9 protein-coding genes, 6 tRNA genes and 3 rRNA genes are annotated in these 16,289 nt (G+C 40.6%); 15 read left to right on the top strand and 3 right to left on the bottom strand.

Features of this window, described 5'->3' with window-relative positions; genetic code table 11:
* Positions 1–238 precede the first annotated feature (238 nt).
* From HEQ28_RS05760 to rrf, 5 genes are all read left to right on the top strand, one after another.
* Positions 239–1,768 (top strand): 16S ribosomal RNA (locus HEQ28_RS05760).
* Between the two features lie 158 nt (positions 1,769–1,926).
* Positions 1,927–2,000, top strand: a tRNA-Ile gene (locus tag HEQ28_RS05755).
* A 16-nt stretch (positions 2,001–2,016) separates the two neighbouring features.
* Positions 2,017–2,090, top strand: a tRNA-Ala gene (locus HEQ28_RS05750).
* 183 nt (positions 2,091–2,273) lie between these two features.
* A 23S ribosomal RNA gene (locus HEQ28_RS05745) occupies positions 2,274–5,171 on the top strand.
* A gap of 86 nt (positions 5,172–5,257) precedes the next feature.
* Positions 5,258–5,370, top strand: a 5S ribosomal RNA gene (gene rrf, locus HEQ28_RS05740).
* The 16S, 23S and 5S rRNA genes sit together here with 2 tRNA genes alongside, the layout of an rRNA operon.
* A 193-nt stretch (positions 5,371–5,563) precedes the next feature.
* Here the strand turns inward: rrf and HEQ28_RS05735 are convergent.
* Positions 5,564–5,983 carry a hypothetical protein gene (locus HEQ28_RS05735; protein ID WP_434504195.1) on the bottom strand — a complete coding sequence of 140 codons (420 nt, stop codon included), beginning with the start codon at positions 5,981–5,983 and terminating at the stop codon, positions 5,564–5,566.
* A 133-nt stretch (positions 5,984–6,116) separates the two neighbouring features.
* Between HEQ28_RS05735 and HEQ28_RS05730 the strand changes: the two genes are divergently transcribed.
* A complete protein-coding gene (locus HEQ28_RS05730; RefSeq protein ID WP_434504194.1) occupies positions 6,117–7,775 on the top strand; it encodes a glycosyltransferase in 1,659 nt (552 codons plus the stop codon).
* 36 nt (positions 7,776–7,811) lie between these two features.
* Positions 7,812–10,373 (top strand): alpha-glucan family phosphorylase, encoded by a 2,562-nt coding sequence (gene glgP, locus HEQ28_RS05725; protein ID WP_434504193.1) that lies wholly within the window; start codon positions 7,812–7,814, stop codon positions 10,371–10,373.
* 112 nt (positions 10,374–10,485) lie between these two features.
* Here the strand turns inward: glgP and HEQ28_RS05720 are convergent, their stop codons facing one another.
* Positions 10,486–11,424, bottom strand: a complete 939-nt coding sequence (locus HEQ28_RS05720) for a ribose-phosphate pyrophosphokinase (RefSeq protein ID WP_434504192.1) — start codon at positions 11,422–11,424, stop codon at positions 10,486–10,488.
* A 49-nt stretch (positions 11,425–11,473) separates the two neighbouring features.
* The gene (locus HEQ28_RS05715) at positions 11,474–12,082 is read right to left on the bottom strand and encodes a thiamine phosphate synthase (RefSeq protein WP_434504191.1); all 609 of its coding nucleotides are present in this window, start codon (positions 12,080–12,082) and stop codon (positions 11,474–11,476) included.
* Between the two features lie 105 nt (positions 12,083–12,187).
* Here HEQ28_RS05715 and nspC point away from each other — a divergent pair, with 105 nt between their 5' ends.
* The 8 genes from nspC (at position 12,188) to gldE (ending at position 16,281) form a co-directional block, all read left to right on the top strand.
* Positions 12,188–13,348: a carboxynorspermidine decarboxylase gene (gene nspC, locus HEQ28_RS05710; protein WP_434504190.1), complete on the top strand. Its 1,161-nt coding sequence runs from the start codon at positions 12,188–12,190 to the stop codon at positions 13,346–13,348.
* 111 nt (positions 13,349–13,459) lie between these two features.
* Positions 13,460–13,532: transfer RNA gene (locus tag HEQ28_RS05705), tRNA-Gly, on the top strand.
* A gap of 45 nt (positions 13,533–13,577) precedes the next feature.
* Positions 13,578–13,659 (top strand) — tRNA-Leu (locus HEQ28_RS05700).
* 28 nt (positions 13,660–13,687) lie between these two features.
* Positions 13,688–13,774: transfer RNA gene (locus HEQ28_RS05695), tRNA-Leu, on the top strand.
* A gap of 24 nt (positions 13,775–13,798) precedes the next feature.
* Positions 13,799–13,871, top strand: a tRNA-Gly gene (locus HEQ28_RS05690).
* 30 nt (positions 13,872–13,901) lie between these two features.
* Positions 13,902–14,447, top strand: coding sequence for a hypothetical protein (locus tag HEQ28_RS05685; RefSeq protein WP_434504189.1), 546 nt, complete (start codon positions 13,902–13,904; stop codon positions 14,445–14,447).
* 31 nt (positions 14,448–14,478) lie between these two features.
* Positions 14,479–14,943, top strand: coding sequence for a single-stranded DNA-binding protein (locus HEQ28_RS05680; protein ID WP_434504188.1), 465 nt, complete (start codon positions 14,479–14,481; stop codon positions 14,941–14,943).
* Between the two features lie 21 nt (positions 14,944–14,964).
* Positions 14,965–16,281 carry a gliding motility-associated protein GldE gene (gldE, locus tag HEQ28_RS05675; RefSeq protein ID WP_434504187.1) on the top strand — a complete coding sequence of 439 codons (1,317 nt, stop codon included), beginning with the start codon at positions 14,965–14,967 and terminating at the stop codon, positions 16,279–16,281.
* Positions 16,282–16,289: the final 8 nt, after the last annotated feature.

The following is a 16,289-nucleotide window of genomic DNA, read 5'->3' as shown; positions in this document are numbered from 1 at the left end:
CGATTAAACTTTTAGAAATAGGAGTTATAAGAAAGAGTTCTTTGAAAAGATTTACATAGACAGAAAAGTAGTACAAGAAGCGAGTGCTGGAATTTATTTCGGTACTCGGGTAAAAAGAAACAAACCGTCACCGGACATCAGTTCGGTTTCGAAAAAATCAGGTTTTAGACTACAATAATTTAGGAGATTCGTTCTGAACAGATTACAGACATTCTAGAAATAGAATATATAATATTTTACAATGGAGAGTTTGATCCTGGCTCAGGATGAACGCTAGCTACAGGCTTAACACATGCAAGTCGAGGGGTAACGAGAGGAAAGCTTGCTTTCCTTGTCGACGACCGGCGCACGGGTGAGTAACGCGTATCCAACCTGCCCCCAACTAGGGAATAACCTTGCGAAAGTAAGACTAATACCCTATGATTTCCTCAGATGTCATCTGACGAGGAATAAAGATTTATCGGTTGTGGATGGGGATGCGTCTGATTAGCTTGTTGGCGGGGTAACGGCCCACCAAGGCAACGATCAGTAGGGGTTCTGAGAGGAAGGTCCCCCACATTGGAACTGAGACACGGTCCAAACTCCTACGGGAGGCAGCAGTGAGGAATATTGGTCAATGGGCGGAAGCCTGAACCAGCCAAGTAGCGTGCAGGATGACGGCCCTATGGGTTGTAAACTGCTTTTATACAGGAATAAAGTTAGCCACGTGTGGTTATTTGTAGGTACTGTATGAATAAGGACCGGCTAATTCCGTGCCAGCAGCCGCGGTAATACGGAAGGTCCAGGCGTTATCCGGATTTATTGGGTTTAAAGGGAGCGTAGGCCGTCTGTTAAGCGTGTTGTGAAATGTAGATGCTCAACATCTGAATTGCAGCGCGAACTGGCAGACTTGAGTGTGCGCAACGTAGGCGGAATTCGTGGTGTAGCGGTGAAATGCTTAGATATCACGAAGAACTCCGATTGCGAAGGCAGCTTACGGGAGCACAACTGACGCTGAAGCTCGAAAGTGCGGGTATCGAACAGGATTAGATACCCTGGTAGTCCGCACGGTAAACGATGGATGCCCGCTGTTGACCCACCTGGGCCAGCGGCCAAGCGAAAGCATTAAGCATCCCACCTGGGGAGTACGCCGGCAACGGTGAAACTCAAAGGAATTGACGGGGGCCCGCACAAGCGGAGGAACATGTGGTTTAATTCGATGATACGCGAGGAACCTTACCCGGGCTTGAATTGCAGAGGAAAGATCCAGAGATGGTGATGCCCTTCGGGGCCTCTGTGAAGGTGCTGCATGGTTGTCGTCAGCTCGTGCCGTGAGGTGTCGGCTTAAGTGCCATAACGAGCGCAACCCCTTTCTTTAGTTGCCATCAGGTCATGCTGGGCACTCTGGAGATACTGCCACCGTAAGGTGTGAGGAAGGTGGGGATGACGTCAAATCAGCACGGCCCTTACGTCCGGGGCTACACACGTGTTACAATGGCCGGTACAGAGAGACGGTTGCTTGCAAAAGTAATCCAATCCTTAAAGCCGGTCCCAGTTCGGACTGAGGTCTGCAACCCGACCTCACGAAGCTGGATTCGCTAGTAATCGCGCATCAGCCATGGCGCGGTGAATACGTTCCCGGGCCTTGTACACACCGCCCGTCAAGCCATGAAAGCCGGGGGTGCCTGAAGTCCGTGACCGCAAGGAACGGCCTAGGGCAAAACTGGTAATTGGGGCTAAGTCGTAACAAGGTAGCCGTACCGGAAGGTGCGGCTGGAACACCTCCTTTCTGGAGACGATTTTCCGACAAAGGATTATATATAAGGATAGAACAAGAGTTTGGTTCTTTTCCTTCTTGTACTCACTGAACTGTTTATACATATAAGAGAAATAAGGAAGCTGGGCACAATAAGCCCACGTAGCTTGAATGAACCAGCTGGAAGATATAGTCCTATAGCTCAGTTGGTTAGAGCGCCACACTGATAATGTGGAGGTCGGCAGTTCAAGTCTGCCTGGGACTACTCCTTAAAATCCCACGGGGGATTAGCTCAGCTGGCTAGAGCACCTGCTTTGCAAGCAGGGGGTCAACGGTTCGAATCCGTTATTCTCCACACAAGGAACATGCTTTTGATTAAGTATATGTATTCCACATAGATCTTTGACATATTGACACAAGCAAAACTGTAAAGTAACAAAGTTCAAACTTTGAAATCAACAAATCGCAAGATTTTTTAGATTTCACTTAACAGCTGAAAGTATGAGCAACCTCATGACATTTACTGTCATGTTGGCGAAAGAAAGTAAGAAAGGGCGTATGGTGGATGCCTAGGCTCACAGAGACGATGAAGGACGTGATAAGCTGCGATAAGCTTCGGGTAGGTGCAAATAGCCGTTGATCCGAAGATTTCCGAATGGGACAACCCGTCTGTCTGAAGGACAGTCACTCACGCCAGTCGTGAGGGTTAACCCGGGGAACTGAAACATCTTAGTACCCGGAGGAAGAGAAAATAAATAATGATTCCCCTAGTAGTGGCGAGCGAACGGGGAACAGCCCAAACCGGTGATGTGGCAACGCACCGCCGGGGTTGTAGGACCACGCTGTTGTACGGCAACAATGAACAGAATGAACTGGAAAGTTCAGCCATAGCGGGTGATAGCCCCTTATGTGAAGTTGAAACCGACATAGTGGTATCCTGAGTAACGCGGAGCACGAGGAATTCTGCGCGAATCTGCCGGGACCATCCGGTAAGGCTAAATACTCCTGTGAGACCGATAGTGTACCAGTACCGTGAGGGAAAGGTGAAAAGAACTTCGATAAGAAGAGTGAAATAGTTCCTGAAACCATACGCTTACAAGCGGTCGGAGCTGAGCAATCAGTGACGGCGTGCCTTTTGCATAATGAACCTACGAGTTACCATCTCTGGCAAGGTTAAGGGGTTAAGCCCCGCAACCGCAGTGAAAGCGAGCCTGAACAGGGCGTTTAGTCAGAGGGGGTAGACGCGAAACCAAGTGATCTACACTTGACCAGGATGAAGTTCCGGTAACACGGAATGGAGGTCCGAACCAATAAGCGTTGAAAAGCTTCTGGATGAGTTGAGTGTAGGAGTGAAAGGCCAATCAAACTTGGAGATAGCTCGTACTCCCCGAAAGGCATTTAGGTGCCGCGTGTATCGATCCTCATGAGAGGTAGAGCGACCGATAGGTCAAGAGGGCTTCACCGCCTATCAAGACCTGACGAACTCCGAATGCTCATGAGCAGCAGATATGCAGTAAGGGGGCGGGTGCTAAGGTCCGTCCCCGAGAGGAGAAGAATCCAGACCGCCGTCTAAGGTCCCCAAATTCTGTCTAAGTTAGTCTAACGAAGTCTGGTCCCAGTGACAGCTAGGATGTTGGCTTGGAAGCAGCCATTCATTCAAAGAGTGCGTAACAGCTCACTAGTCGAGGGTCCGGGCATGGATAATAATCGGGTATAAGGCAGGTACCGAAGACGCGGGATAGTAATAATAAAAGTATCGGTAGGGGAGCATTCCATATGCGTCGAATGGAGAAGATAACTGATCCTGGAGCGTATGGAAAAGCAAATGTAGGTATAAGTAACGATTAGAGGGGTAAGATCCCCCTCCGCCAAAAGTCTAAGGTTTCCCAGGCAATGTTAATCAGCCTGGGGTTAGTCGGGTCCTAAGTCTCAGCCGAAGGGCGAGGGCGATGGCAGAAACGGTTAATATTCCGTTACTACCATAGGGAGTGACGTGGAGACGGAGCAGTGACACAGCCGCGGGGTGACGGAAGTCCCCGTTAAAGGGTGTAGATGTTGAGGAAGGCAGGCAAATCCACCTTCCGAGTCGAACCTGATAGTACGGCCTCCCCTTCGGGGGAAGCTGATAGCGCTGGTAAGCATACTCCCGAGAAAATCCGCTAAACTTAATCCCTGTGGTACCCGTACCGCAATCCGACACAGGTAGACGGGTAGAACATACTAAGGCGTTGAGAGATTCATGGTTAAGGAACTAGGCAAATTAACCCCGTAACTTCGGGATAAGGGGTCCTCTCCTCCGGGAGAGGCGCAGAGAATAGGTCCAGGCAACTGTTTAACAAAAACACAGGGCTGTGCTAACTCGAAAGATGAAGTATACAGTCTGACACCTGCCCGGTGCCGGAAGGTTAAGAGGAGATGTCATTCCTTTAAGGATGCAGCATTGAATTGAAGCCCCGGTAAACGGCGGCCGTAACTATAACGGTCCTAAGGTAGCGAAATTCCTTGTCGGGTAAGTTCCGACCTGCACGAATGGTGTAATGATCCGGACGCTGTCTCAACCATGAGCTCAGTGAAATTGTAGTATCGGTGAAGATGCCGATTACCCGCGATGGGACGAAAAGACCCCGTGAACCTTTACTACAGCTTAGCATTGACCTTGGTCATCCGATGTGTAGGATAGGCCGGAGGCTTTGAAGCGTGCGCGCCAGCGTATGTGGAGCCATCCTTGAAATACGGCCCTTTGGCTGTCTGAGGTCTAACTCGCTTTTGCGAGGACATTGTTTGGTGGGTAGTTTGACTGGGGTGGTCGCCTCCAAAAGTGTAACGGAGGCTTCCAAAGGTGCCCTCGGGTCGATTGGTAACCGACCTAATAGAGTGCAATGGCATAAGGGCGCTTGACTGGGAGGCAGACATGCCGAGCAGGCAGGAAACTGGGGCATAGTGATCCGGCGGATGTGTATGGAAACTCCGTCGCTCAAAGGATAAAAGGTACTCCGGGGATAACAGGCTGATCCCCCCCAAGAGCTCATATCGACGGGGTGGTTTGGCACCTCGATGTCGGCTCGTCACATCCTGGGGCTGGAGAAGGTCCCAAGGGTTGGGCTGTTCGCCCATTAAAGTGGCACGCGAGCTGGGTTCAGAACGTCGTGAGACAGTTCGGTCTCTATCTATCGTGGGCGTGGGAGTTTTGAGTGGTGCCGTCACTAGTACGAGAGGACCGTGATGGACAGACCTCCGGTTTACCAGTTGTGCCGCCAGGCGCACCGCTGGGTAGCTGAGTCTGGAATGGATAAGCGCTGAAAGCATCTAAGTGCGAAGCCAGCCGCGAGATTAGAACTCCATAGAGGGTCGTTGAAGACGACAACGTTGATAGGGTGCAGGTGTAAAGACGGTGACGTCAAAGCCGAGCACTACTAATTGCCCGAAACTTTCTTTCGGAAGGTCATACTTTGAGTTGTTTAAGATTATAGTGGGAACATTGTTCCTTACGGTTTGCTTGTGAAAAATACGTCATAACCCATATCAGGTGGTTATTGCTGTGGTGTCCCACCTCTTCCCATTCCGAACAGAGAAGTTAAGCCCACTTGCGCCGATGGTACTGCAATGCAATGCGGGAGAGTAGGAAGCCGCCTTCTTTTACTGAAGCCTCGAGGATAGAGATATCTTTTGAGGCTTTTTTTTGTGTTTATATAATCCGAGCTGTCAGGTATTTAGGACTTATCCTAAATACGGTAATACGGGTATTTATTGTTGATAATATTAATCTGATAACTTCGATAAATCTAATTTATAAGATATCTCTGATTGAACTGCTTATTATTTTTGGAATTATCTTTTTGTAAAGATAATCTTCTTTGGAATTTTTACCCACTTCCTGTTTACTGCAATTTTCATAGTACTACCTTCTCTCTGTTCTAGTTCATAAGTTCCATTTGGTAACCTTTTAAGTGTAGCTTCAAGGTCTTCACTACCGTAATCATTTGTTATCTCTAGTTTTGCGGTCGTAGAATCTGTAATTTCTGCACTTGTGAATAGCCATTTTCTTGTATCTCTGTTTGCTCCGAAATAACCTGGTAGTTCACCATATATTTCTTGATTAGGAACGGTGATGTTATTTTTATAGAGATCCATGTTGATGTACACTTGGTACTCTCCATTATATATATAACCCTTGAAAATAGAGCTTCCCTGAGCATTTGCTGAAACAGTGAAAAATGCTACTAATACAGAAATTATAATCTTCTTCATATATCGAAATTTAGTTATTGGCAAAGATAATAGTTTATATCAAGAAAAGAGCGTAATTTATTAAAATATAGTTCTTAAAGTTTGCTTTTTTCGAATTTTATATTATCTTTGTACGACTTTTATTTGTTTATGTATGGGGAAAAATATCAATATTCCTGATTATATATTTGAGTCTAGTTGGGAAGTCTGCAACAAAGTTGGAGGCATTTATACTGTGCTTTCTACGAGGGCAAAAACTTTACAAGACGAATTTATGGACCACGTGATATTCATAGGTCCAGACTGTTGGTCTTTAGATAATGTTTGTCCTTATTTTACAGAGGATACAACTTTATTTTCAGATTGGCGTATTAAGGCTTGTAAATCTGGAATGAAAGTAAGGGTTGGAAGGTGGAATGTTCCAGGCAATCCAATTGTCATATTGGTGGATTTTTCTCCATATTTTAAAGTTAAAAACGAAATCTACAGCAATTTGTGGGATTATTATCATGTGGATAGTCTTCATGCTTATGGGGATTATGATGAAGCATCCATGTTCTCTTATGCTGCCGGAAAGGTTGTTGAAAGTTTTTATAACGATAATATAGATAAGTCTTCAAAAGTTGTATATCAGGGAAATGAATGGATGGCAGGACTAGGACTGCTTTATATAAACCATGTATTGCCACAGATAGCAACTATATTCACTACTCATGCCACAAGTATAGGAAGAAGTATAGCTGGCAATAATAAGCCTTTGTATGAATATCTTTGGGCTTATAATGGTGATCAAATGGCAGGTGAATTGAATATGCAGAGTAAGCATTCTATAGAAAAACAAACAGCTTTGTATGTAGATTGTTTTACAACTGTAAGCGATATAACAGCAGTAGAGTCAAGAGAATTATTAGATAAGGCTGTAGATGTAGTTTTACCTAATGGCTTTGATGATGATTTTGTTCCTTCAGGTGCTGAATATATCAGAAAACGTAAAAATGCTCGTAAGCGTCTTTTGAGTATAGCAAATGCACTTACAGGATCTGAATATGATGATGACACGATAATTGTATCTACAAGTGGAAGATATGAATTCCGTAATAAAGGTATTGATGTTTTTATAGATGCCATTAATAGATTGGGCAAGATAGACAATCTTAAAAGAAAGATTCTCGCTTTTATTGAAGTGCCTGGTTGGATATCTGCTCCTAGAGAAGATCTCCGTGAACGATTAAATAGTGGAATGAGTTTTGATACCCCTTTGGATGTTCCTAACGTTACGCATTGGTTGCACAATATGGATAATGATAATGTGCTGGGGATGATGCAGCATCTTGGTATGAAAAATTCAATACATGACAATGTTAAACTTATTTTTATTCCATGCTATCTTACTGGGGACGATGGCATTGTGGATATGCATTATTATGATGTTGTTTTAGGTAATGATATGTGTGTATACCCTTCATATTATGAGCCATGGGGATATACTCCTCTTGAAGCAATTGCATTTAAAGTGCCATGTATAACCACTGATTTAGCAGGTTTTGGACTTTGGGCAAATACCGTAAAAGGGGATATGAGCAAGCTCGAGGATGGTGTAGAAGTCGTGCACCGTACTGATTATAATTATGATCAGGTTGTTAATGATATAGCAGATACTATATATAGATTTGCATTATTGCCAAATGCAGATATAATAAAAATACGCAATAATGCTCAAAGCCTTTCTAAAAAAGCTTTGTGGAGTAAGTTTATCAAGTATTATTATGATGCATATGACTTTGCATTGCAAAAAGCATCAAATAGAGTTTGAAAGATTTTTTTGAGATAAAATATAAATTTGAGATTTATGAAAATTAAAGCAGATTACGTTAACACTCCTCAATGGAAGGAGTTGACTGTGAAGTCTAGACTTCCGGAGCAGTTGAAGTGCCTTGATGAAATTGCACACAATATGTGGTGGGCATGGAACTATGAGGCTAGAAACCTGTTTAAAAGTCTTGACGCGAACATTTTTGAGGAAGCTGTGTTAAATCCTGTTGTACTTCTTGAACGACTTAGTTATGAGCGTAAGGAAGCTATCGTAAAGGATAAAGCTATTATGAAGAAAGTAAAAGAAGTATATGCTGACTTCCGTACTTATATGGATACTAAGCCAGATAGCAAGCGTCCTTCTGTAGCTTACTTCAGTATGGAATATGGTTTGAGCCAGGTATTAAAAATTTATTCAGGCGGTCTTGGTATGCTAGCAGGTGATTACCTGAAAGAGGCATCTGACAGTAATGTGAACCTTTGTGCGGTAGGTTTTCTTTATCGCTATGGTTACTTTACACAGAGCTTAAGTATCGATGGGCAACAAATTGCCAAATATGATGCACAGAATTTTAATTCTCTTCCAATAGAGCGACAGCTTGATGAGAGTGGAAATCCCGTTATCGTTGATATCCCTTATACTAATTATTTGGTTCATGCTTATGTTTGGCGTGTTAATGTAGGTCGTATCAGTCTTTATCTTCTTGATACTGATAATGAAATGAATTCCGAGTTTGACAAACCTATTACACATTCTTTATACGGTGGTGATTGGGAAAATCGTCTTAAACAAGAAATTTTATTGGGTATAGGAGGTATTCTGACGCTTAAAAAACTTGGTATAAAGAAAGATGTGTATCATTGTAATGAAGGTCATGCTGCATTGTGTAATCTTCAACGTCTTTGTGATTATGTTGATTCTGGACTAACTTTCAATCAGTCTATTGAGCTTGTTCGTGCATCTTCACTCTATACAGTGCATACTCCTGTTCCTGCTGGTCATGATTATTTTGAAGAATCACTTTTTGGTAAATACATGGGAGGATATCCTGCAAAGTTAGGTATATCTTGGGATGAGTTTATTGGTATGGGACGTCAAAATCCAGATGATCATGGAGAGCGTTTCTGCATGTCTACATTTGCATGTAATACCTGTCAGGAAGTAAATGGTGTAAGTAAATTGCATGGTTGGGTTAGTCAGAAAATGTTTGCTCCATTGTGGAATGGATATTTCCCTGAAGAAAATCATGTTGGTTATGTTACCAACGGTGTACATTTCCCAACATGGACTGCAACGGAATGGCGTAAGATATACGATAAGTATTTTGATCCAAACTTCATGAACGATCAAAGTAATGAAGAAATTTGGCACGGAATATACAATGTTTCAGATGATGAAATCTGGAAAACCCGTATGGCATTAAAACAGAAGCTAGTAGATTACATACGTGAGAAGTTTACGGAATCTTGGTTACGTAATCAGGGTGATCCGGCACGCGTTGTTTCACTCTTGCAGCGTATTAATCCAAATGCATTGATGATAGGTTTCTGTCGTCGTTTTGCAACTTACAAACGTGCTCATCTATTGTTTACTGATTTAGATCGCCTTTCTAAGTTGGTTAATGATCCAGAACATCCTGTTTTATTCTTCTTCTCTGGTAAGGCCCACCCAGCAGATGGTGCCGGTCAAGGACTTATAAAGAGAATATATGAGATAAGTCAACGCCCTGAATTTCTTGGTAAGATTATTTTCCTTGAGGATTATGACATGCAGTTGGCGCGTCGCTTAGTTTCAGGTGTTGATATTTGGATGAATACTCCAACACGTCCACTCGAGGCATCTGGTACATCTGGCGAAAAGGCCGAGATGAATGGTGTTGTGAATCTTTCTGTCCTTGACGGATGGTGGGTTGAAGGATATCGTAAAGGTGCTGGTTGGGCTCTCCCTCAGAAGCGTACTTATGAAAATCAGGCATATCAAGATCAACTTGATGCGGCTACTATCTATAGTTTGTTTGAGAATGATATCATACCTCTTTATTATAATCACAATAAGAAAGGATATAGTGAAGAGTGGATTAAGGTTGTGAAAAATTCAATTGCAACAATTGCACCTCATTATACTATGAAGCGCCAGTTGGATGATTATTATGATAAGTTCTATGGACGACAAGCTATTCGTTCAAAAAAACTTGCTGAGAATGATAATAGTCTTGCCAAGGAAATTGCACAATGGAAGGAAACTGTAGCTGAGCGTTGGGATTCAATCAATGTTGTCAGTAAAGATACATCTTTACTTGAAAATGGTGGTGAAACAGGAGTCAAGTATTCTGTAAAGTATGTAATTGACGAACAAGGACTTAATAATGCTATTGGTTTGGAGCTTGTTATGTTGAAAAACGACAAGAGTAATGATGATCATCAAATATATGCCATACATCAATTTAAAATGGTAGGTCATGAAGGTAATAATTATACTTTCGAGGCTCAAGTTGAACCTGATCAAGCTGGTGCATTCCGTAGTTGTGTTCGTATGTATCCAAAGAATGCTAATTTGCCTCATCGTCAAGATTTCTGCTATATAAAGTGGCTTGACTAATAAACATAAATAAGTAAGATTAGTATATACTGATCTTACTTATGTTAGAATGTTATAAAAAAGGTCGCATAGTATTTTCTATGCGACCTTTTAATACTATACTATATTAATATTATACAATATATTGTGAAGATATACTCTTGTTGTCAACAACGCGACGTATAGTTTCTGCAAACATTTCTGCAACAGACAACTGCTTAACTTTAGCGCAACGGTTAGAATAAGGAATAGAATCAGTGAAAACAATTTCCTCAAGGGCAGAATTTTGTACACGTTCAGAAGCTGGACCACTCATAACACAGTGAGAAGCACATGCACGAACAGTCTTTGCACCAGCGTTTCTCATAATGTCGGCAGCCATTGTTATCGTACCAGCAGTATCAACCATATCATCAATGATGACAACGTTTTTGTCTTTTACATCACCAATAATCTGCATGCTGGCAACAACATTAGCTCTTGCACGAGTTTTGTTACATAAAACGAGTGGACAACCTAGATATTTAGCATATGTATTTGCGCGCTTGGAACCACCAACATCAGGAGAGGCAATAACCAAATCCTCGAGACGCAATCCCAAAAGATAAGGAAGAATTACTCCCGAAGCATAAAGATGATCAACAGGAACATCAAAGAAGCCTTGAATCTGGTCTGCATGTAAATCCATTGTTATCAACCGGTCTATTCCAGCAACTCTTAATAAGTCTGCTACAAGTTTAGCACCGATGCTGACTCTTGGCTTGTCCTTACGATCCTGACGAGCCCATCCGAAATATGGAACAACAGCAATGATGTGGCGTGCAGAAGCTCGCTTCGCAGCATCAATCATAAGGAGTAATTCCATTAAATTGTCGGAATTTGGAAATGTACTTTGTACTAAAAATACGTCGCGTCCACGGATTGATTGTTCGTAAGATACGGCAAATTCTCCGTCAGAAAACTTCGTTACAACTAAGTTACCTAACGGGCATCCCAAACTGGCACAAATCTTTTCAGCAAGATATCTTGTTTTTGTACCTGAGAAAACCAAAAAAGAGTTATTTTCACTCATTTCTATTAGCGTTTATATTGAATATATGTACTTTCTTTATGATTTAAGATTAGCCTACAGCCTTTCTCAATTTTTCAAAATGCAAGATTAGTTCTTTATAGTCAGTTTCGTTGTGTATGTTGAATCTGTTCCAAAGATCACCGCAAATGACAACACCACCAAATCCTAAGTCCTTGGCATATTTAATATTGTCAATGCTCATACCGCCTAGCGCATAAACCTTCTTATCAATAAGTCCTTTCTTATATGCATCTACAAGTTGATCATTAGTAAATGATGATTTTTCATCACTAAATTCAATACAATCAAAAATGTTCTTCAGAAAGACGTAATCAGATTTTTTCTTAATATCTCTTAGGTTTTCTAAGTTGTCACAATTTTGACTGATTCTACCTTTATATCCCTTTGGAATCTCTAAATTTGGTGTGTCAAGATGAATACCACCAAGTTTATATTCATTTTTAAGATAAAAGTGATCGTGAACGGTTATCTTACTATAGTATTCTTCGGGAATTAATGAAATCAGCCTCTCTGCATATAGGGGAGACGAACCTGGTTTGTAAAGATGAAGGTTATCCAATCCCTCGTCGAAGAGTGAGACAAGAATTTTGTCTTCTTCCACAAAAAATGTGGATTTTGTCATTATAATCAGCTTCATTGCATTTCTAGTTTTCACGTGCAAAAGTATGAAAATTCTCTCAAATAAGCAATTATATCGTATTAAAAAGTTATCTTTGCATAATAAAAATAATTATTATCAATAATGAATATCGATATTACTGATTTTTCAGGCATCAATGAGCCTATATATATATTGGAAGAAAAGAAACTGCGTAATAATCTTAAGCTTATATCAAATGTTGCCAAAGATGCTGACGTTGAGATAATATTAGCGTTCAAATCTTATGCTCTTTGGAAAACTTTTCCTATTTTCAAGGAATATATAAGTGCCACTACTGCAAGTTCTCTATCAGAAGCCAAATTGTCTTATGAAGTATTTGGAAATAAAGCGCATACTTTTTCACCAGCTTACACCGATTATGAAATAGATGATATAGCAAGGTGTTCTAGTCATTTGCAGTTTAATTCAATGACTCAATATGAGCGTTATCATGAACGCGCGCGGTCTGTTAACGAAAATATCAGTGTTGGACTACGTGTAAATCCAGAATATTCAGAGGTAGATACATTGCTTTACAATCCATGTGCTCCAGGTACACGTTTTGGAATTTCTGCAGAAAAACTGCCAGAACATTTACCTACAGATATTGACGGATTTCATTGTCATTGCCATTGTGAGAGTGGTGCTGATGTGTTTGAACGCACATTGGTTCATATAGAAAAAAAGTTTTCAAAATGGTTCCCACAAATTAAATGGATTAATTTTGGCGGCGGACATCTTATGACACGTGATGATTATGACACAGTATTACTTGTTAAGACATTGAAAGAGTTTCATGAGCGTTACCCGTGGTTGAAAATAATTCTTGAACCAGGTAGTGCTTTTGCTTGGCAGACTGGAGAATTAGTTTCACAAGTTGTAGATATTGTAGAAGATCATGATATTAAAACAGCTATTTTAGACGTTAGCTTTACTTGTCACATGCCTGATTGTCTTGAAATGCCATATTTCCCTGTTGTGAGATTTGCTAAACATTGCGATGAAAATGCTTCATCACCTTTTACATATAGACTAGGTGGAAATTCTTGTTTGAGTGGGGATTTTATGAGCTATTGGAAGTTTGATCATGAATTGCAGATAGGAGAGAATGTTATTTTTGAGGATATGTTGCATTATACTACAGTAAAAACCAATACATTCAATGGAATTACTCATCCGTCAATTGGTATTGTACATCTTGATGGCACATTGGAAATTTTGCGTAAGTACGATTATGAAGACTATAAAAATAGAATGGATTAATGTAAATAATATATTTTGATGAAAAAAAAACTCAAAAAGTTTGCAAGTTAAAAAAAAAGCCTTACCTTTGCAACCGCATTTAGAGAAATGCTCCTATTTGATTAGGATAATGCGGAAATAGCTCAGTTGGTAGAGCACGACCTTGCCAAGGTCGGGGTCGCGGGTCCGAGTCCCGTTTTCCGCTCAACATTCTGAATAGAGCCAAATAGGAAGGATTCTTCTTAAACCTGCCCAGGTGGCGGAATTGGTAGACGCGCACGTTTCAGGTGCGTGTGTTTTACGACGTGCAGGTTCGAGTCCTGTTCTGGGCACTATTTATTCAGAATGCATTACATAGTTGGAGAGGTGGCGGAATTGGTAGACGCGCTACTTTGAGGGGGTAGTGAAAATTGTTTCGTGGGAGTTCGAGTCTCCTCCTCTTCACCATCGTAATTATTATTATATTTCTCTGCGGAAATAGCTCAGTTGGTAGAGCACGACCTTGCCAAGGTCGGGGTCGCGGGTCCGAGTCCCGTTTTCCGCTCTTTTTTTTCAAAGGGAAACATACAATTCAATGAACTTATATTTAAGATATTTTGATCAAGAAACATTAGTGTCTAATGTGGAAGAAGCTCTTGATTTTTTAGTTTCTATTCCTGAAATAGGTTTAAATCAGGACTTGGAAGCAGATATTCGTGACTACGTCGCTAGTGATGTTTTTTATCCAAAAAGATACAAAGTGCGCCAGCGTGTCTATTTCATTATTATAAAGACAACAGCAGCAACTATGGCAGATTTCAAAGAGAAAAAGGCATTACGTCCAACCGCACCAATTGTGGAAAAGCATGATTTAGCCGCATCAGCAATGACACGTCTTACTGAAACCCAACCTGGTTGGTATGAAGGTGTTATTGACTTTAAGCGTGTGGTGATGATTCCTTCTACTGGTAAGCATGAATATCGCGATACGCATTTCGTAGCACAGTGTAAGGCTAATTCTGGTCAGGACTGTTATACGCGTATTGTTGATTATCTGCGTGGAAGAGTCGATGGCAGATCACAATTCCCGTCAGCGAAAGGTAAGAGTTTTCATTTCAAGTATCTTGGAATGTGGAAGTAAAATAATTTGATATTTTAAATCATTTTGGAATATGAACAAGGTAATGCTTATAGGGTATGTCGGTAAGGATCCGGATGTAAGGTATTACGATACGGATCAAGCTGTTGCACAGTTTTCTTTGGCAACAACAGAACGTGGTTATGTTCTTCAAAATGGGACAAAAGTACCAGATCATACAGATTGGCATACTGTTTTAGCATGGAGTGGTCTTGCAAAAATTGTGGAGAAGTATGTTCACAAAGGCGACAGACTCTATATTGAAGGGCGTATAAGATATCGCAGCTATGATGACCATAAAGGGCTGCGTAGATATGTTACAGAAATTCTTGCTGAGAATATGGAATTATTGTCTCCTAAGATGAATGCACAAGAAGCTGACAACAATGTGCCTAATGAATCTATGAATGGGAATCGTAATCAGAATATGAATGAGAATGATGGTCAAAACGTTTCTGATGATTCTGATAATGAAGATAGTTCTGTATTACCGTTTTAAATTAGATATAAACTTACAAAATTGGATATAACATTTTTTACTGAAGGGTTATCTGATATCACTTTTCAATCCCCATCGGTTGGAATATTATTAACTGCTGTGTTGACAGTGGTATTACTATTGTTATCTGGTTTTGCAAGTGGTTCAGAGATAGCTTTCTTCAGTCTCACTCCGACTGATATAGCATCACTTGACACTGAAAAAAGTTCAAAGGACAGAAATATCGAAATGTTGCGTAATGATAGTGAACGTACATTGGCGACAATTCTAATTACAAACAATTTTGTTAATGTCCTTATTATAATGCTTTGCAACTTGATTTTTGATTCCTTATTCAAATTTGGTGCAAGAGCTTTTTGGTTTGAGTTTATCACCAAAACAGTTTTATTAACGTTCTTATTGTTGCTTTTCGGTGAGATAATGCCGAAGATATATAGTCGTCAGGATTCATTGAAGTTCTGTCGAATGTCTGTTAATGGTATTTTGATATTACGAAAGTTTTTCTGGCCTTTAGAATGGGTGCTTATTACTAGTGGACTTCTTGCGGAGAAAGTCGTTCAAAAGAAAAACAGACAGTTAAGTGTTGATGATTTGGAACAGGCTTTGGAACTTACTGATAAGGATGATATAAAAGATGAGCAGAGTATGCTCAAAGGTATTATAAGATTTGGTGATGAAACAGCTAAAGAAGTAATGACGTCACGTCAGGACATTTTTGATATAGATATTAAAAGTTCTTATGATGATGTGCTGAAATGTATTGTTGACAACAGTTATAGCAGAATACCTGTATATCAAGATAGTACTGATAATATAAGGGGAATACTTTATATTAAGGATTTGTTGCCACATTTGCAGAAATTGTCTAATTTTAGATGGCAAAGTCTTATACGTCCTCCGTATTTTGTTCCTGAAACAAAGAAAATAGATGATTTGTTGCGAGAGTTTCAAGAAAACAAAGTACATATTGCTATTGTTGTTGATGAGTTTGGAGGAACTAGTGGATTGATAACTTTGGAAGATATTTTGGAAGAAATAGTAGGTGAGATTAATGATGAATATGATGATGATGAGAATGCATATTCTAAATTAAACTACAATACATATATATTTGAAGGTAAAGTATTGCTTTCAGATTTCTGTAAAATTCTAGATATTTCTGCTGACGAATTTTCAGAAGCAGAAGGCGATGCTGACTCTTTAGCAGGGTTGTTGCTGGAGATAAAGGGCGATTTTTTGAGTATTCATGAAAAGATTGACTACAAGAATTATACATTTGAAATCCTTTCTATAGATGAACGTAGAATAAGTAAGGTTAAAGTAACCATACATAAATAATCTTATCA

Source organism: Prevotella sp. (assembly GCF_051059605.1).
Lineage (GTDB): Bacteria > Bacteroidota > Bacteroidia > Bacteroidales > Bacteroidaceae > Prevotella.
The sequence above is the reverse complement of the archived record's forward strand: the minus strand, read 5'-3'. Positions and strand labels throughout refer to the sequence as shown.